We start from the raw sequence: 19,095 nt of genomic DNA on the forward strand, positions 1-19,095 counted from the left end.
GCGATCGCTTTCCTTCTTGTTGCCTGATGCGCACTGATTAATCTGATGACATCGCCTAGAGCCGATATAATTATCCTAAATGGATTAGCGCTTAACAACTAGTTTTTAGTCGCCCCTGCTCTTAATATGTCATCATCCAATTTAAAAACCTCTGTTGAAGAACAAGAAGATTATCTCAATGAGCTTCCTGGTGAAGTGGAAATGTCTCTGTTCGATCATCTAGAAGAACTACGTCTACGACTATTTTATGCCTTAATTGCCGTGGCGATCGCAGCTCTTGGCTGTTTTATCTTTGTTAGACCGCTTGTTCGCACCTTAGAAGTACCCGCCCAAGGTGTTAAGTTTCTCCAGCTAGCTCCAGGAGAGTTTTTCTTTGTTTCGATTAAGGTAGCTGGCTATAGTGGCATGGTATTAGCAAGCCCTTTTATTTTGTACCAAATTGTGCAATTTGTTCTACCAGGACTTACTAGAAAAGAACGTCGGCTACTTGCTCCCGTAATTTTTGGCTCTAGCATCTTGTTTTTTGCTGGCTTGTTTTTTGCTTATATTGCCTTAATTCCTGCTGCGCTCAATTTCTTTATTAACTACGGTAGCGATGTAGTTGAGCAGTCTTGGTCAATTGATAAGTATTTTGAATTTGTTTTACTGCTGCTGTTTAGTACGGGGTTGGCTTTTCAGATTCCCATTGTACAGCTTATTTTAGGCTTTCTTGGTATTGTTAATTCGGCACAGATGTTTGCGGGTTGGCGCTACGTAGTGCTAGGTTCAGTAATTATGGGAGCAGTACTGACTCCTTCAACAGATCCTTTAACCCAGTCTTTACTAGCAGGAGCGGTATTGGGATTATATTTTGGGGGTATTGGCGCAGTTAAGCTACTGGGAAAATAATGGTTGTCTATTTTAACTCCAAAGCTTAATTGAAACTAGCGGTCATTGAATCATTATTCCAGCCTGGTTCTTAAAACCAAAATTACATCAAGACTGACAGTAAAAGACCAATGACAACAAAGGCACAGCTTAAAATTACTAGAATACTAAGCTGTTGATTCAGAATTGCTTTTTTGTTCAGTTTATCTAAATGATTAGAAATATGGTAGACCTGTTTTTCTAGGTTAGCGCACCGATTTTCCAGAGAAAACTTGCTATTTTCATATCTCTTGGCGTCACTATTGCCAACATTTTTTCGCTGATTTCCTCGATCATTATTTAAATTATCGAGTAGTTTTGACTGCTGTAAAATTACGGATTTAAGTTGCTCTATTTCCTGAGAATTCGACTGAGATTGGGTTGCTTTATAAAGATACTGTTCCAACAAACCTGGCCCCAGCTGAAAATATCCTTTATAGGCAGAATAAACTGCATTAATCAACTCTTTTTCAGGAGTATTTTTTTTAAGATAGCCTTTTGCACCTACTTGTAAAGCAGCATCTAAATAAGTGTCATCATTATGAACACTAATAATTAAAACATTTGTATTGATAAACTGCTCGGAAATAATTTGAGTAGCTTCTAGTCCATCCATGACAGGCATTTCAATATCCATTAATACTACATGAGGATGGTGAATCTTGATTAACTCGATCGCTTCTTTACCGTCATTAGCACAACCAATCAGCTCTAAACCAGGGTCAGCTTCAATATAGTTTTTGATAATTTCTTGAACTGTTTTTTGATCGTCTACTATCAAGACTTTGATCATTAGCTTGGGGTATTTTACTGATAGATTAACTTTAAAACTACATTATAATGTCAATAAATATAACAGACAGGGAACTAAAAGTCACGACACCTGACTTATAGAATCTAATAGAATCTAAATAGCAATACAAATATACCTCGAAAATATTAAGAGACAACTAATAAACTGATAAATTGATAAATAGTATACCTAATACTTCCAGATTTCAAAGCTTTCCATAAGCAGATTAATTACTTAACTTAAGATTAGATGAAATTAAATTATTCTGACATCTTCGTAACTCTTTCTACAAACAAAATAGAGTTAATGGTAGATTTTTATAGTCAGCTTTTAAACCAGTCGCCAGCGATTTATCAACCCCCGATTTATGCAGAATTTCAACTAGAAAAACTTCGGCTCTGTATTTTTCAACCTAAATCTGAACGCCAAGCAGAATTTAGTAATCATAGTAGCAGTATGAGTCTCTGTTTAGAAGTTGAGAATTTAGTCCAGGCGATCGCTCATATTTCAGCTTTAGGTTATCCACCTCCTGGAGAAATTATTGAAGCATCCCATGGTCGAGAAATTTATGCTTATGATCCTGGCAAAAATCGCTTGATTCTACATCAATCTCCAACTGAGTAACCTTGATGGTGTAGATTAAATACCAAATAATCAATCGCAACTAAAAAACCAGAGAGCTAATTTTAGTCTCTGGCAATATGTAAGTTAATTCTATTTATTTACAGTTAAAATTATTCTTTAGCTGTTTCGGCTGATTGTTCGCTCACTTCTGTGACTCCAGCATCTTCTGTCTCTACAGGTTTTGCTGGTAGAACTATGGAAATAGCCGTACGTTCAGGATCGTCTAAGACTTCTGCTCCTTCAGGTAAGACAATCTCACCTACCTGAAGCATACTACCAATTTCAAAGTTAGTAACGTCAATCTCAATGGACTCAGGAATACTATCGGCAGCGCAAATAATTTTCAACTCAGTCATAATTTGATCGACAATGCCACCTTCTTTCGTTCCCGCAGCTTTACCAGTCAATACAAGAGGCACAACAATCTCTACCTGTTGTTTGGCAGAAACAGTGAAAAAACTTAGGTGATTTAAAGTTCTTTTCCAGGGATGAGCCTGTACCTCTCTAATCAAAGCCTTACCTTTCCAGGAAATATCAGGAACGTTGAGATCGATCAAGGTATTATTGATGGCTGCCTCTCTCAATAATAATTGAGCTTCTTTGGCAGGAATTGTTAAAGAAATTGAATTGGCTCCATCATGACCGTATAAAGCGGCGGGAATTAATCCTTCACGGCGTAAAGCTCTTGGTTTACTCCCCTCTGGACGGGATTTACATTCTACTGAAATGTTCATATTGTTTGGTTGATAGTAACTAAATATGGTTAATCTGGTTTAATCTGGTTCAAAGTTGCTCCAAGCTAGCAAAAGTTATCAGCTTGTTGTTTGAGCATTAGGTATTAGCAGCCTACTCAACAGGAACACCATCGGCATCTAACAAGGCTCTTTTTGGACCATGAATCGGATCTTCGACTATAATTGTCTGATCGCGACCTGGCCCGACGGAAACAATGGCGATCGGCACTTTCATTAACTCTGCCAGATACTTGAGATAATTCAGCGCTTTTTTCGGTAAATCCGCTAGAGAACGACAGCCTGTTGTATCCTGCTGCCACCCTGGTAAGCTTTTATAAACAGGTTTGCAGTTAGCAAAATGACTAGCGTTAGTGGGAAAATGATTGCAAATTCCGCCATCTATTTCGTAAGCTACACAGACCTTAATTTCTTCAAGTTCGTCTAGTACATCCAGCTTGGTAATGGCTAGACAATCTAAACCATTGATTCTGACTGCATAACGACCAATCACCGCATCAAACCAGCCACAGCGACGACGACGACCTGTAGTAGTACCAAACTCAGCACCTAATTCTCCCAATAGCTCACCAACCCGATCGTTAAGCTCTGTAGGGAAAGGCCCTTCGCCCACACGAGTCGTATAGGCTTTTGCCACACCGATTACTCGATCGATAGTAGTTGGCCCTACTCCTGCGCCGACACAAGCTCCTCCAGCAATCGGATTAGAAGAAGTAACGTAAGGATAAGTACCATGATCTAAATCTAATAAAGTTCCTTGCGCTCCTTCAAACAGAATATTTTTTTTCTCGTTTACTGCTTCATAAATTTTGAGAGAACTATCGACAACAAATGGCTTAAGGTATTCAGCGTATTTTAGATACTCTTCAATTACTTTCTCTGGGTCTAAAGGAGGTAAATTATACAGTTTTTCTAAAATTACGTTTTTATAGTTAATCGTCCAGCCCAGCTGTTTACGCAGATGCTCCGAGTTCATTAAATCTAAAACTCGAATACCTGTTCGCTCTGATTTGTCAGCATAGGTCGGCCCTATTCCTCTACCAGTAGTGCCAATTTTATATTCACCCCTGCTTTCTTCTGATGCCTGATCGATCTTGCGATGATAGGGCATAGTTACATGGGCTGTCTGAGATATATGTAGGTTATCTACTGTCACTCCCAAAGCTTTAAGCTGCTCTATTTCTTCGATCAACACTTGAGGATCGATTACTGTCCCTGAGCCAATAATACATTCTGTATTAGAATACAAAATTCCCGAAGGGATTAAGTGCAGTTTAAAAGTTTGTCCAGCTACAACAACTGTATGTCCTGCATTTACTCCACCTTGGGAGCGTACCACGACATCTGCCGAGCGACTAAGTAGATCGGTTATTTTTCCTTTTCCTTCGTCACCCCATTGGGCGCCGATCACGATAACATTAGCCAAGAGTTTATTTGGAAGCTAAAGTTTACACAAACTATTATTATGGTGATTTGCTGTACATAATGTCAACAAATCTTAGTTAAGAAGTTAAAAACAGAATGCAATTGCTGCAACAAGTAAGGATTATTGACCCCGTTCAACAGGTGGATCGGTTAGCGGATGTGTTGATTATCGACGGTAAAATCAAGTTAATCGACGACCAGATTACTAATTATCCTACTGAGACCTCAATTATCAAACCGAAAGGCTTAGTTTTAGGGACTGGACTGGTAGATCTCTATAGCCACAGTGGAGAGCCAGGCAACGAAACCAGAGAAACTTTGTTTCAGCTATCTCAAGCGGGAGCGATGGGAGGATTTACTCAGATCGGCATTCTGCCTGATACAATTCCTGTCATTGATAATGCTGAAGTGATTACGGGAATCAAGCTCAAAGGCGATCCGCAGGCTAGGCGTGAGCCTAATCGCTTTAATCATCAAGGTAATCAACAACTTACTCTACCTCGACTCAATTTCTGGGGTGCAGCCTACAGCCAAACCGATCACAAGATGAATGCTCTTGCCGAATTACAGCCAGAAATCGTTGGTTTTACTAGCAGACACAATTTAAGCAATCTTCACGTCTTAAAACAGATTTTAGAATATCTTCAGCCCCAGCAGAAACCGATCGCGATCGCTCTCCATCAAAATGAGCTAACAGGAAATGGTGTAGTTAGGGAAGGAAATGCCTCGATTCGCTACGGTATGTCAGGAAATCCTGGTTTTTCAGAAGCAGCAATCATCGCTGCTGTTTTGGAGATAGCGGCAGAAATTCCCACGCCGATCCATATTATGCGTGTCTCTACTCAACGAGGAGTAGAATTAATTGCCGATGCCAAAGCCAGAGGAGCAACTGTAACCGCAAGTACTAGCTGGATGCATCTTTTGTGGGATAGCAATGCTCTTGGTAGCTACAGCCCCAATTTACGCCTTGAACCACCTCTGGGTAATGAGTCAGATCGAATTGCTTTAATTGATGGAGTTCGTCAAGGAATTATTGATGCGATCGCCATTGACCATCACGCTTATACCTATGAAGAAAAAACCGTCGCTTTTGCTCTAGCACCTCCAGGAGTTATCGGCTTAGAGTTAGCTTTAGCCTTATTGTGGCAACGATTTGTTCAGAGTGGAGCATGGTCGGCAATAGAACTCTGGCAAGCCTTGAGTAGTCGCCCCCGTCAGTGTTTACAGCAACACCCCATAGCGATCGCCCCAGAACAAGCGATCGATCTAGTTTTATTCGATCCAGAGAAAAAATGGATTGCTAATCAAGATAATCTCAAGTCTCCTGCTGCCAATACACCTTGGTATAACCAAGAAATTACGGGCAAAGTAATTAAAACAATGAGTCCTAAAGGATTAGCTTCGCGTCACAATGAGCAATGACCAATGAGCAGTGGTAGGGTGGGCAATAACGCCAATTGTGCTGCAAAATTTTTAAGCTTTTTGATGCCCACCACATAAAACATCAGTAATCAGTAATCAAAAAATGTTACTTCCAATTAGATTTTGGGCATCATAGGAAGGTAATTTCCGCTACTGTAGCCCAATTCGGATGTCTGAAGAAATAGTAGGAATTCTGCAACAGCAAAATTCTCTTTTAAATCGAATAGAAGAAGTTCTAGCCGAGAATCAAAGACTCAGAACAGAATTTCAGCAGTTAATCGAGCGAGAAGAAAGATTTCGGCAAATTGCGGAAAATGTACGCGAAGTTTTTTTTGTGATTTCGGCTAAAACCGACGAAATTCTCTACATTAGTCCAACTTACGAAAAGGTTTGGGGGCGTAGCTGTCAGAGTTTGTACGAAGATCCTCAGTCCTGGCTATTTGCCATTCATCCTGATGATTCATTTAAAGCGATCGCGACAATCGAAACTCAGTTTAGGACAGGTGATGATTTTGAAGAAGAATATCGCATTGTTCGTCCCGATCTGTCTATTTGCTGGGTAAGGGTTAGAGCCTTTCCTGTCAGAGACGTGATGGGCAAGGTCAATCGCTTTGTGGGTATAGCCGAAGATATTACTAATCGTCGAGACGCTGAAGAAGCTTTGAGAAAGAGTGAAGAACAGTTTCGGCTTACCTTTGAAATGGCGCCCATCGGCATGGCAATCAGTACTCTGAAGGGCAAGTTTACCCGAGTCAATCAAGCTCTATGTGATGCACTCTCTTATTCAAAAGCAGAATTATTAGAATTATCTTTTGCTGAAATAAGTCATCCCGACGACTGGGAAATGCACTATAACTTGGAGCAAAAATTAACCAACAGCAAAGAAACTAGTTTTCAAATTGAGAAACGTTTTATCGCTAAAAATGGTTGGGTAGTGGATACTTTGCTCAAAGTAGTAATGGTCTGCGATGCCCAAGGAAAACCACTGCATTTTAACAATCAGATTGTCGATATTACCAAACGAAAATCAATGGAAGAGCGCCTACGTCACGATGCTCTACATGATGCTTTGACAGGACTACCCAATCGAGCTTTATTTATGGATCGTTTGGCTCAACAGCTAACCAAAAGCCAGAGTCAGAGTAAATATTTATTTGCGGTCTTATTTCTCGATCTAGACCGATTCAAAGTAGTTAATGACAGCGTGGGTCATTTAATCGGCGATAAGCTACTAATTGAGATCGCCCGTCGCTTGAAACAGTCAATCGCCCCAACGGATACAGTCGCACGCTTGGGGGGAGATGAATTTACAATTCTGTTGGAGAATATTTCTTGTCAAACTGAGGCTACCTTGGTCGCCGAAAGTATTTATGAAACCTTGACATCTCCCTTTCATATTGAAGGATACGAATTATTTTCTACCGCCAGTATTGGTATTGCCCTATCATCCCAAGGATATGAAAAGCCTGAAGATATTTTGCGGGATGCTGATTTGACGATGTACAGCGCCAAAGAACAAGGTAAAGCAAGGTATAAAGTATTTGAACATTCATTGCGCGATCGCGCTGTCCAAAGACTAGAATTAGAAACGGATCTGCGTAGAGCTTTAGAACGAGGAGAATTTGAGGTTTACTACCAGCCAATTACTTCCCTAACTCTTGGCATATTATCTGGTTTTGAAGCCTTAGCTCGTTGGAATCACCCCACAAAAGGCGCAATTGGGCCAGGTGATTTTATTCCCGTATGCGAAGAAACTGGTTTAATCGTTCCTTTGGGCAACTGGTTACTGAAAGAGGCTTGTAGAACTGCTCGTAACTGGCAACTAAAATATCCTGAACATCCAGCGATTAAAATGAGCGTTAATCTTTCGGGACAACAATTTCGCGAGGAACAACTGGTAGATGAAATTGGCAATATCCTGGTCGAGACTGGTCTGTCAGGAAAATTTCTCAAGCTAGAAATTACCGAAAGTATTTTAATTGATAATTTAGAAACAGTTACCGAAATTATTCTCAAGTTAAGAAAACAAGAAATTCAGTTTAGTATTGATGATTTTGGCACAGGATATTCATCTTTAAGCTATTTACATCGTTTCCCCGTTGATACGATTAAGATAGATCGTTCCTTTGTCAGTCAAATGCAGGCAAACGGCGATAATTCAGCTATTGTTAAGGCGATCGTCACTCTGGCTCATATGCTGGATATGGATGTCATTGCCGAGGGAATTGAAACAACCTCTCAGCTAGCTCAATTAAAGTTGCTTCAATGTGAATATGGGCAGGGTTTCTTTTTCTCTAAGCCTTTAAGTAAAAAGAATGCTGAGGCTTTGATCGCCAATTCAACCCAATGGTAATTACTGATTACTGACTAAGGAGTATGAGCAGTATTGGTATCACTATGAGATTTTGAGGGAGAGCGATCGCTCTAGTAATAAGTCTCGTTATATTCCCAAGCGGTTGTTAGCAAAAATGGAGAAACTGGAGGCTGAGAAAGCAGCAGTCAGAGAGATTCTTAAAATATTTAGGCTAGTTGAATAGATTGATAGGAGCAATTGCTAAATTAAGAGTAAAAGAAGCAATTTAATCGATCCATGACAGGAATTGACCCTGCGATTCTAGAAGCTGCTATCAAAGGTTTGGCTACAGCTATTGGTAAAGTTGTTGGTGAAACTGGCATTAATCTTATAGGTGCCACAAAGAGTCAATTACTAGATGGTGCGGGTAATCTGACTCAAGCTGCTCAAGATTTACTGTTTCGTATTTCTAAAAAGTACATAGCCAACTATACAGAGCGACATGGAACTCTGAAAGTTTTGGGGATGGGTAAACCAGTCAGTTTGGATTCTGTCTATACCAATGTTAATTTTCAGGCAGATATTATTTCTTGTTATCAATCTCTAGATGCTCAAGAGCAAGTATTTCGTACCAGAGAAAAGGAAGATCGACAGAAACAACCAGGACTTGAAGTTGCCAATGAAGAACAGTATTTAATAGTTTTAGGCAATCCAGGAACGGGTAAAACGACTTTTCTACAGGAGGTAGGACTAGAAGCTTTAAAAGGCAAAGGAAACGGAGAGTATCACCATCCCTGCATTCCTGTTTTATTAGAACTAAGAAATTTTCGCTCAGAAGAAATTAATATAGTTCAAGCGATCGCTTTGGAATTTCAAAACTGCGGTTTACCCGAATATCAAGAATGTACAGAAGAGTTGTTAAAAAAGGGTAGATTGCTAATTCTCTTGGATGGTTTGGACGAAGTACCAAGCGATCGCCTAAGTGAAATTACAACTCAAATTAGGAATTTAATAGACTGTTATTCAAATAATCGCTTTATTGTTTCTTGTCGCATTGCTGCCTATCGTAACTTTGATAATTTTCGACGTTTTACTGATGTAGCGATCGCTGATTTTGATGACGAGCAAATTGAAACTTTTATTGGCAAGTGGTTTGAGTCTCACTCTCAACCAGAGTGGGGGCAGCAATGTTGGGAGAAATTAAACAGTGGTGAACATAACGCCACCAAAGAACTAACGAGAACTCCGCTGTTGCTGACCTTAATTTGCATCTTATTTAAGAAGCGTGGTGAGTTCCCCAATAAAAGAGCTACTGTCTATAACGAAGCTTTGTGGACATTGTTATCTGAGTGGGATGCTTCTAAAGAAATTGTCCGTTCCGCACCTTACGAAGGAATGGATACCAAATGCAAAGAGATTATGCTGGCAGAAATTGCCTATGATAATTTTGTCGCCGATAACTTGTTTTTTCAACAAGTAGAAATCACCCAGGCAATTGAGCAAATTTTACGGGAGATGTTACCCGATGAAAGATTTATTGATGGACGAGCCGTTTTGAGAGCCATTGAAGAACAACATGGAGTTTTAGTTAGCAGAGCAAATGATACTTATTCCTTTTCTCATCTAACTCTTCAAGAATTTCTCACCGCCCAGCATATTGTTGATAACGGTATTGACATTAAAGATTTAGTTACTAATCATCTTTGCGATCGCCGTTGGCAAGAAGTATTTTTGATTCTGGCTGGTTTAAGAAGAGCTGACGAGCTGTTATTAACAATGGAGCAAGTAATTAATTCTTTAGTTGATGTTCCTAAGTTGCAACGTCTACTTATTTGGGTAGAGCGAATAACAGATAAAACTAAAGGAGATATTCAACCCGTAGGCAAAAGATCTTGTGCTATTGGTTACGCCAAAATTATCGCTTACGCTCACGCTATTACTGTCGCTAATCTTAGTCGTTACAATTTCGCTGTCGATAACCCTGACATTATCGGTCACGGTTTTGGTTCTACCATTCTCATTGGCTACGCTTACACCATTAATAACGCTCATCTCGCTGTATCTCTTGTCCACGAAATCGCTATCGTTTTCCCTAACGCTATCGATTACTTTACTGGCTACATTCAATGGTCAGAAAAATATCAAATTTATCAGGATGTAAGTTATTCTGAGCTAATTGCTACTCTTAAACAATTCAAACAGCTGGTGCCTAAGTATAGTGAACCAAGAGAAGTTCGTCAAAGTCTTGGTAAACAAATGATTGATGTTTGCTTACAAGCTTTTCATCTTGCTCCAGAAATAATTAATTTATCAAAAGAAGAATTTGATAGGTTAGACAGTTATCTTGATGCCAATCTGCTGATGGTGGAATGTAAAAACTCGGCAGTGCGAGTATCGCCAGAAACTTGGGAGGGAATTGAATCGAGGATGTTATTACCTGCTAGGAATATTTGATAGTTTCTGCACTTCAATCAACCCCAGCAGATTCTAGATGTGCGATCGCCTTCTATAATATTGATGCTTTACTTATCGAGGCGATGCAATTAGATTAATTAGTGCGCGTCAGGCAACTAGATATGAAAGAAACTTCTATTACTCGGATAACTATTGACAAAGCGAAAAAATTAGAAGATTTGACGGATTTAGAAAGGCTTAATACGATGAGTGAGTCTGAAATTGAAGCCAATGCCCTTTCTGACTCAGATAATCAACCTTTATCTTCTGATAGCCTTAAAAAAGTTCGTCGAAAAAGAGAATGAATAGATTTTTCAATCAGCGATTTTGCCCGTGGAAACTAGAGCGATCGCCTTTAAAAACTTTTCCAGATTTTCGCCAATTTAACAATCTACTTAGCCTTTAAGCAATTACTAGACTTCTAGCCTGATTCAATACTTGGGGTTTAGCTGCTTGATTTTCGATGCGCGAATTTATGGACATAGTTAATTCCGCAAGCTCTAATAATTCTTGATTAATTTCATGTCCATTAACAATAAACCAATCCAAAACTGTTGCCAGATGCCAAATTGTTTGCGAACCTTTGTAGACAGGATTAGGAAAGGTAGGTTTGCTGACAAATTTCTGTATATTCTGTCTCGTACATTCAAAGATATTAGCTAACTCTTTAATGCCAACCAAATCGGGAGATACATGAATTACCTCTGCTGTAGCGAATACTGATTTCACATTAGCGATCGCACTTTCTATGGCATCAAATGCCGAATCTGATTCACGGATAAAATCCAGAGCTAGATAACCAGGTTTACCAATTCCAGGCAAAGCATCATCACAACCAGCTTCATAAAGTAGATCGAGATAGACTTCAGGATTTTTATCGCCGTGATTTAATCTAAACATCAAAGTAAAATCATATTCTTTCATGTCAATCGTTTCCTAAGTTTTCTTGATTCCCTTGATTTAAGATGAATGCAGTTATCTACGACTCGTCTAATCTGCTTGGCATGATTTGAGGGTTTTCTAGGAGTACTCCAAATGCTAGTGATACAAAATTCACCACATCGACAATTGTCATCCCGATTCGGACAATAAATTTGCCCCCACGAATGAGAACTAGAACCTGCTTTTTTAAGCGTCCATCCATTTTCAACAGCATGAGCTATTGCAGCACGAATTTCTTTATTAGGATGTTTTTTAGCCATTCTTATTTTAGTAATTACTTGACTTAGTTGTCAAGTGACAACCAAAGATTCGTAATACCAATATAATATAAAGTCGTCCAAGTCATTCCAAATAGAGAACGTACGCACGTACTAAATAATAATTTTTCTAGAGGATGTATTTTGAATAATACTTTTGACTTGAAAATCAGCCAGCTCGTACGAAAATTAATTGGAATGACTACACTGCTTTTATTTGCTGCTTAATTTATGTCCTTCAATGACGATCTCATTTTCTCTCAAGCAGCGTAACCAGCCATGAAGACGGCGAATGGCATCCCGATTTTTTAATAATCCTGAGTTTTGTTCTTTTTTGGTTAAGCGAACAAACTTTTTATAGCTAGGATAATCGGGCGCTACCAAAGCATCTTTTTGATGCAAGATTAAAGGATTAGTTTCGTCCGAAATATCATGATAGGTGACAGAGAGATTATGCAGATCTACTTCCATAGTTGCCTGGAGAGCAGGATGTGCTTTAGTATCAAACTCTGGATAGACTAAATAAGTAATTTTGGGTTTATTGTAGTAAATTTTAACGATATTAGCGTTTTCCAAGCGATAAAAATTACGGCTAGCACAGCCTTCATATAGTCTCAACAAAGGAGGTAGTTTTTCTAAGGCACTAATGTGTACAGCAAGCGCTCCATCAAGTTGTTTGCCAATATTACTAGTCTGACAAAGATTAGCAATTTTTTGCAGATCTCCGACATGAATTAATAGAATATCGGCAATGGTACAGGCTTGTTTATAGCTACCAAATAAGGCTTTGACATCGGCTTTAATTTCAGGAGCGAGTTTTCTAATTGTCGGACGACCACTGAATTTACCTAATGCTAAGTAGACTAAAAGATCTTGACGACGTTTTTCGGCGATCGCATCCCATTCGTGACGATCTGTTGCCTGGAGAATTAATTTAAAAGCGCGCTGGAAGCTGCGAAATTCGCCTTTGATAGCTTCTTCTGAGGCTAATTCACCCTTAACTGGCAAACGACCTCTTTTGGTATAAAAATCCATTAGAGGAGTCAATAAGTCTCGGTAGTCTTCAAAATTTCTGACTTTTCCTTGAATACGTGGAGTACTCAGACGAGAATATAAACGAGAAGCACGGAAAAACTCGGCTTCAGCTTCCTGACGAAAGACTAAGTAAATTCCTAAACCAGCAGGAATTGATTCTACCTCTAGTACCTGGTCAATATATAGTTTTAGTTCTTCCTGTTCATAATACTTTTGGAAGGTGTTGCGGTTAGTCACTACACCATCGCCATATGCTACTAAACCACGACGGCGATCGTCTACTAATACCTGTGCCGAGATGATTAACACTCGTTGAGTCAATGACCACGCCTTAATCAAAGCCTGTCTTCTTTCGGCTATATCTTCAATGACGTTAATGATATAACCCAAGTTGACAATATCGGCAGGCTCAAGATTAGTATTTGGGCGATAAAAAGGATCCCAACCCGAGGCTAAATAGCCATAGCTTTTAATCTGTTTAATATCTTCACCACAGCCACAGCCGTAATCAAAAAAGCTAGTTCCTTCTCTAAATAAATCAGCTTCTAGAGCAATTCTGACAGGACGAGATAACTCTGAACGTTTCAGGGCTGCTTTGTGTCTCTCGATTAAGATGGTTTGCTTTTGTGCCACAGGAGAATCGATAGGACAGGCAACATGATGCTCGACTAGAGAAACGCCTTGCTCTAAGAGTAATCGAGTCCACTCTTGCAAAGTCCCAATATGTCGAGAATTGTCTAACAAGCCCAAGGCTACCTCTCCTTTAGTTAATTCAGCAAAGGTTTGATACAGAGGATAATTTTTACCCACAAAAGTTTCTTTGCGATGCAAAATTGGTGGATTATGGGAGTTGTGATATTGTCTGACTGATACCTGTTCTGTAACTAAATCCACCACAATACTCTGATGTAGTTGAGGGTGTGGATCGCGATCGAAGTCTGGATAGTATAAATAAGAAATTTTGGGTCGATCGGTCCCAAATTTGACAATTGTGGCGCGGTCAAGATTATTGACCAGATTTCTGGCTCGACTCTCATACTCTTTTAGCACAGGATCGAGGTTAGATAAAGCATTAGCATGGACATACAAAGCATCGGGTAAATGTTTGCCGATAATGCTGTTTTTACAGTGAGAGACAATTGTGGAAAATTTTTCAAGAGTTACCATCGTTCAGTATCAGTCAATTTGAATTATAGCTAGTTAAACATGAAACATCATATTGGTTTTAGTCAGTCAGATCTTGGTGCAGATGCCCCTCAATCGGTAATATTATCTGGAGAGCCTGAGCGATCGCACTATATCGCGCAAACTTACTTGGAAAACGTCAAATTACTATCACAATATAGAGGACTTAATAGTTATTTGGGCAAATTGCCCAACGGTAAGCCTATATTAGTTGCTACTAGTGGAATGGGCGCTCCTTCTTTAAGTATCGTAGTCAATGAATTAGTGCAAGTTGGAATTAAGCGGTTTATTCGAGTTGGTACTTGTGGTTCAATTCAGCCTTTTATTTTAGTTGGTGACATTGTTATATCCCAAGCAAGTTTATGTCGGCAAGGGGCAGCTTTAGACATTGCTCCCCCAGAGTATCCTGCCGTCGCAGATCCCTTTTTAACCGTGGCTTTGGTTAAAACCGCTGCTAAATTAAATATTCCCTATCATTTAGGTATTACCGCCTCAGTAGACAGTTTTTATGAAGGACAAGAAAGAGTTGAGTCTTCGGCTAATCCCCATCTTCAGTCTTGGCTTAGAGGAATTACTGCCCAATATCGCCAGCTCAACATTTTAAATTACGAAATGGAAGTAGGAACGTTATTTAAAATGGCAGGAGTATACGGTTTTCGTGCTGCTTGTGTCTGTGCCGTTGTCGCTCAACGCACCGCAAACGAGTCAATCGTAATTGAGGATAAAGATGCTGCGGTTAAACTAGCTATTGAAGTAGCTATTAAGACCATTTCTCAAGATTAAAACTTAGTTTATGAGCGAGATAACCCTTCAATCTCTGTCTTCGTAGACAGCTTTTTAACTTGAGAATTTGACCCTAAAGAACGTTTAGCAGATACTTCTAGCTCCACTTTTAATCCTGGCTGGAGATATTCTGGAGGAATTGGCAGCTGCCCCAATTTTAAGGTAAACAAATTTCCTGATTGAGCGATCGCTTCTGGGGGAATTGCTCCTTCATACTTGGTTTGATAAACTGTACTTCTCCCACCAAAAAAGTTCTTATCCTCTGATTCTTCGCCGACACGGTATGTAAGGGAAAAATCGGTAGCAATTAAATTTGACTGTTCAGCCTCGTCAAATACATCTAACTCTAAATTTGCCCCCTGTCCAAATAAGCCATCAATCTTTAAATCATCTACATCCTCGGTATGGACAGCATTAAATACAAATAGCTCCGTCAGCTTATCTCGTTTGGTGGCTTTAGTTTCTAACCAAAGATCTTCGGGCAAGACAATATTGGCATCATTTGCTCCTTTAAGACTCAGGGTAATTGGCTGATCCTCAAAATTTTCTACTGGCTGGGGAGCATCCCACACCACCAAAACAGAATGTTCATGACGTGCTACCAACTCTTGATATTTGTCAGCAATAATCGAACCTGGAGCCAACAAAGATGAGGCATTATTTTTACTCTGCCAAATGTTCCTCGATAGTGTAAAACCTCGACCTTGTAACTCACTAATCGGTGCGGTGACTTCTGGAAAATCAGGAGAGAGGGATTTATCCAGATTAATTAGGGTTAAATTGCCAATTTTGCCCTTGACACCTTTCCTGCCTTCTCTTCCCTTTCTACCTGGATAGCCGTCAGTACAGCGAAATTCTTGAGTAGTACAATTATAGTCAGGACTTCCAGGTTCACCAAAGCAGGTTTCTTCATTCCAAGAAGGGCGATCGCATTCACAACCTGCTCCACCCTCCCCTGCTCTGCCAGGATTACCACCTTCCCCTCCCGCAGCAATCACATAGATCTGCTTAAGATACTCTTTGTTACTGGTGTATACCGTTAAAGAGGCGCCATTACCTCCATTCCCGCCATCTCCGCCATCTCCTCCACTACCACCATCAGCACCCTGCAAATTCTGACCAACATCTTCCGTTGTCTGCTCACAAACAGCATTTTGACCTTTTGCCCCTGGTTTTCCAGTTGCACCATTTCCTCCCGCTAAATCAAGAGTCATAGATGTTCCATCAGCAAACACCGTCAAGTTATCGCTATTGCGACCATTTTCTCCTTTTACTCCTGTTTCTCCCGTATCTCCACTTTCGCCTAAAGTTTTCACCTCTGCTGCCAGCACGTTAGAGCAGAGAAGTGATGGCATAACATTCGCCGAGGTAACAAATTGCGGAATAGATAGAATCGTCACAAATAGAGACAGTTTACTAAAAAAACGTATGTGCATAGTTAAATAAAACTATTTTGAGCGCATTTTATTTATATTCGTTGTTCGTGTATCGCACATATTTATGTTTTTGTCATTATTTTGCCAGCTTTAATTGATAAAACTTAGTCTTTATAAACAATAACTGAAGTAAATTTTGCCTAATTTAATCGACAAACAAGATTAATTAAATATATAAGTAGTTTTTAATACTATGTGTCAGATTCAGATATCTTAGGTATAAAGGCTTAAATGTGCAAAATACAATGAAACGTTGGTTAATAAGTTTATTGATCATTATTTCGCTCAATGCCGTCGGACTGGTGTACTCCGCTGACGCAGCAAGTAGCATTCAAACTTCTAATCTTACAGAACAGCAAATTTCTCAAGGTGAAAAAATCGCCAAAAAAGCTTTTCAAGCAGCACAGCAGGGCGATTTTGCTCGCTCAGAAACTTATTGGACAACTTTAGTCGAAAAGTTTCCCGAAAATCCCGCTGTTTGGAGTAACCGTGGCAATGTTCGCATTGGTCAATATAAACTAGCTGAAGCGATCTCTGACTTCAACCATTCAATTGAAATTGCCCCAGAATACCCTGATGCTTACTTAAATCGAGGAATTGCTTACGAAGGACAAAAACTTTGGTCTCAGGCGATCGCTGATTACAATCAGGTATTATTAATTACTCCTCAAGATCCAGTTGCTTTAAATAATCGAGGCAATGCTAAAGCAGGACAACAACAATGGCAGGACGCATTAAATGACTATCAAAAAGCTGCCGATCTTGCTCCCACTTTTCCAATAGCACGTGGTAATGCTTCGCTAATTCAATACCAATTAGGCGATCGACCTGAAGCAATTCGTAATATGCGCAATTTAGTTCGTAAATATCCCATGTATTCTGATATGCGTGCTGCGCTGGCTGCAACTTTATGGGTAGAAGGAAAACAAGGCGAAGCAGAAAGTAATTGGGTCGCAGCGGTTGGTTTAGACAATCGCTATCAAGATCTTGACTGGATTGAAAATATTCGCCGTTGGCCACCTGCAATGATTCAAGCTTTATCCAGATTTTTAAATCTCAGTTAGCATTTTAAACATCTAAGCTCGTCATCAAAGACTATTGTGAAACACATTCAATCTTAAACTCATGACTAATTCGCTTTCACCAGAATCCATGTCTTTCCCTGAAGCGATCGCGGCTACTCAATCTTTAATGAATCAAATTCAATCTAATCAATTAAGTGAAGTTGAAGTTCAACAAAGAGTTTCGTCTATACTAAGCAGCAAAAATGGTGGAAGAGGATTTTTTGTTGCTTATTTGACCAGCGACATGTCCTTGGCAGATAATCCTTCTACAGGAGTGCTGAATGGATTAAAATCTGCTACGGAAATTTCTAGCGAGTTATTAGTCAAAAATTTAGCTATGTCTTCAGCTATGATTGTTGCCCATAGTCTCAATCATGATTTAGAAAATGTTGCTGGATCTCAAAGAGTTTGTCAACGTACCTGTAATCTAATTCAACAACTTAACCTGCAATTGATTGAAAAGAAGCTCCAAGAAATACAGGACACGATTAAAAATGGCAGTGGTAAATATCAAAAGTTTATAGAGCGATGGGGTTACAGTACCAAACAAAAAAAAGCAATTCAAGATACTATTTCTAACTTGATTTAGTTTAATTTTAAGTGAGTTACATCTTACATCTATTTCAAGTATCTTCAGAAACTGGGTCAACCTCAAATTTATAGCCGACACCTCTGACAGTTTGAATAAAAGATGGTTCTGCCGAATCAATCTCAATTTTTTTACGAATCTGACCAATGTGAACATCAACGACTCTTTGATCTCCCACGTAATCATAATCCCAAACACTTTGAATCAATTCATCTCTGCGCCACACTCTTCCTGGGCGGGTAGCTAAAAAATGCAGTAAATCAAATTCTAATGCTGTCAACAGAATAAACTGCTCGTTAATTTTTACTTCTCTACGAACTGGGTCAATAACCATATTGCTAAAAACTAAAGGTTGTTTCTCTGATGTAGAAACTGTCCGCTGTCTTTTCAAAATAGCTTTGACTCGATATTCTAATTCTTGAAGATCAAAAGGTTTAGTCAAATAATCGTCTGCACCCTTCAAAAAACCTTCTTTTTTGTCAGCAGCATCAGATCTACTTGTTAACATTAAAATAAAAACATCAGTATTTTTCTGCATCTCTTCGCACAAGTTATAGCCTAAAGCATCAGGAAGATTAACATCTAATATGACTAAATCAGGGTTAAACTGTTCAAAAGTCTTTAATGCACTTTGACCGTCTACAGCAGACTCAAGTAAATAATCTTTTTGACTCAGAAAACGAAATATTAAATTGCGAATGGCTGGGTCATCATCTACAACTAGAATTTTGGCGGAAGCGGTATGCATAATTTTAACCAGTAAACTAAAAAAATAAAGCGAAAAATCGCTCAGAAAGATGAGCAAAGCTTACATTCAGTCTTCTAGACAATTATCTATGCATAACTGGATAATGCCAAGAACATAAATCATTAATCATTAATCATTTTTAAAATTATACTAATAAAAAAATCTCATCTTTACCAAATACTTGCTGATGAAGTATCTATAAATGAGATTCTTGCCACGCTATACATAGCATTTAATTATTATATGGATATGAAAAGGAAAAAAAAGGAACCTGGCACTGAGCTATTTTCCCGAGGGGCTACCCCCCAAGTATCTTCGCCGCAACAGCGTTTCACCATCGAGTTCGGGATGGGGTCGAAGTGGGTCCACTGCGCTACTAGCACCAGG

16 protein-coding genes and 1 rRNA gene are annotated in these 19,095 nt (G+C 39.3%); 9 read left to right on the forward strand and 8 right to left on the reverse strand.

All coding sequences use genetic code 11. The features are described 5' to 3' along the window. Positions 1-126: 126 nt before the first annotated feature. Entirely contained in the window at positions 127-888 is a 762-nt protein-coding gene (tatC, locus tag KME09_23045; protein MBW4536813.1) for a twin-arginine translocase subunit TatC, read from the forward strand. 82 nt (positions 889-970) lie between these two features. Here the strand turns inward: tatC and KME09_23050 are convergent, their stop codons facing one another. Continuing rightward, a complete protein-coding gene (locus KME09_23050) occupies positions 971-1,699 on the reverse strand; it encodes a response regulator transcription factor (protein MBW4536814.1) in 729 nt (242 codons plus the stop codon). A gap of 249 nt (positions 1,700-1,948) precedes the next feature. On the opposite strand from KME09_23050, the gene KME09_23055 reads away from it, so the two are divergent. Next, complete coding sequence (locus KME09_23055) at positions 1,949-2,323, forward strand: VOC family protein (GenBank protein MBW4536815.1); 375 nt, start codon at positions 1,949-1,951, stop codon at positions 2,321-2,323. Positions 2,324-2,433: 110 nt separating this feature from the next. Here the strand turns inward: KME09_23055 and KME09_23060 are convergent, their stop codons facing one another. Together KME09_23060 and KME09_23065 are read right to left on the reverse strand one after the other, a co-directional pair. After that, positions 2,434-3,057, reverse strand: coding sequence for a 50S ribosomal protein L25/general stress protein Ctc (locus KME09_23060; GenBank protein MBW4536816.1), 624 nt, complete (start codon positions 3,055-3,057; stop codon positions 2,434-2,436). Positions 3,058-3,169: 112 nt separating this feature from the next. Continuing rightward, on the reverse strand, positions 3,170-4,501 hold the full coding sequence (locus KME09_23065; protein MBW4536817.1) for an adenylosuccinate synthase: 1,332 nt from the start codon (positions 4,499-4,501) through the stop codon (positions 3,170-3,172). A 95-nt stretch (positions 4,502-4,596) separates the two neighbouring features. Here KME09_23065 and KME09_23070 point away from each other — a divergent pair, with 95 nt between their 5' ends. The 4 genes from KME09_23070 (at position 4,597) to KME09_23085 (ending at position 10,974) form a co-directional block, all read left to right on the forward strand. Then, on the forward strand, positions 4,597-5,922 hold the full coding sequence (locus KME09_23070; GenBank protein MBW4536818.1) for a dihydroorotase: 1,326 nt from the start codon (positions 4,597-4,599) through the stop codon (positions 5,920-5,922). 169 nt (positions 5,923-6,091) lie between these two features. Next, positions 6,092-8,275: an EAL domain-containing protein gene (locus tag KME09_23075; protein ID MBW4536819.1), complete on the forward strand. Its 2,184-nt coding sequence runs from the start codon at positions 6,092-6,094 to the stop codon at positions 8,273-8,275. 237 nt (positions 8,276-8,512) lie between these two features. Then, a complete protein-coding gene (locus KME09_23080) occupies positions 8,513-10,669 on the forward strand; it encodes an NACHT domain-containing protein (GenBank protein ID MBW4536820.1) in 2,157 nt (718 codons plus the stop codon). Positions 10,670-10,791: 122 nt separating this feature from the next. Then, positions 10,792-10,974: a hypothetical protein gene (locus KME09_23085; protein MBW4536821.1), complete on the forward strand. Its 183-nt coding sequence runs from the start codon at positions 10,792-10,794 to the stop codon at positions 10,972-10,974. Positions 10,975-11,071: 97 nt separating this feature from the next. Here the strand turns inward: KME09_23085 and KME09_23090 are convergent, their stop codons facing one another. After that, positions 11,072-11,593 (reverse strand): DNA-binding protein, encoded by a 522-nt coding sequence (locus KME09_23090; GenBank protein MBW4536822.1) that lies wholly within the window; start codon positions 11,591-11,593, stop codon positions 11,072-11,074. A gap of 488 nt (positions 11,594-12,081) precedes the next feature. Then, positions 12,082-14,070: a DNA phosphorothioation-associated putative methyltransferase gene (locus KME09_23095; protein ID MBW4536823.1), complete on the reverse strand. Its 1,989-nt coding sequence runs from the start codon at positions 14,068-14,070 to the stop codon at positions 12,082-12,084. A gap of 39 nt (positions 14,071-14,109) precedes the next feature. Between KME09_23095 and KME09_23100 the strand changes: the two genes are divergently transcribed. Beyond that, positions 14,110-14,871: a nucleoside phosphorylase gene (locus KME09_23100; protein ID MBW4536824.1), complete on the forward strand. Its 762-nt coding sequence runs from the start codon at positions 14,110-14,112 to the stop codon at positions 14,869-14,871. Between the two features lie 8 nt (positions 14,872-14,879). On the opposite strand, the gene KME09_23105 is transcribed toward KME09_23100, so the two are convergent. Further along, positions 14,880-16,307 (reverse strand): collagen-like protein, encoded by a 1,428-nt coding sequence (locus tag KME09_23105; protein ID MBW4536825.1) that lies wholly within the window; start codon positions 16,305-16,307, stop codon positions 14,880-14,882. Positions 16,308-16,552: 245 nt separating this feature from the next. Between KME09_23105 and KME09_23110 the strand changes: the two genes are divergently transcribed. Together KME09_23110 and KME09_23115 are read left to right on the forward strand one after the other, a co-directional pair. Further along, positions 16,553-17,371, forward strand: a complete 819-nt coding sequence (locus KME09_23110; GenBank protein ID MBW4536826.1) for a tetratricopeptide repeat protein — start codon at positions 16,553-16,555, stop codon at positions 17,369-17,371. 61 nt (positions 17,372-17,432) lie between these two features. Continuing rightward, positions 17,433-17,960, forward strand: coding sequence for a hypothetical protein (locus tag KME09_23115; GenBank protein MBW4536827.1), 528 nt, complete (start codon positions 17,433-17,435; stop codon positions 17,958-17,960). Between the two features lie 34 nt (positions 17,961-17,994). On the opposite strand, the gene KME09_23120 is transcribed toward KME09_23115, so the two are convergent. Both KME09_23120 and rrf read right to left on the reverse strand, forming a co-directional pair. Further along, complete coding sequence (locus KME09_23120) at positions 17,995-18,708, reverse strand: response regulator transcription factor (protein ID MBW4536828.1); 714 nt, start codon at positions 18,706-18,708, stop codon at positions 17,995-17,997. 269 nt (positions 18,709-18,977) lie between these two features. Next, positions 18,978-19,095: ribosomal RNA gene (gene rrf, locus KME09_23125) — 5S ribosomal RNA — on the reverse strand.

This window comes from Pleurocapsa minor HA4230-MV1, from assembly GCA_019359095.1.
Classification (GTDB): Bacteria; Cyanobacteriota; Cyanobacteriia; order Cyanobacteriales; family Xenococcaceae; genus Waterburya; species Waterburya minor.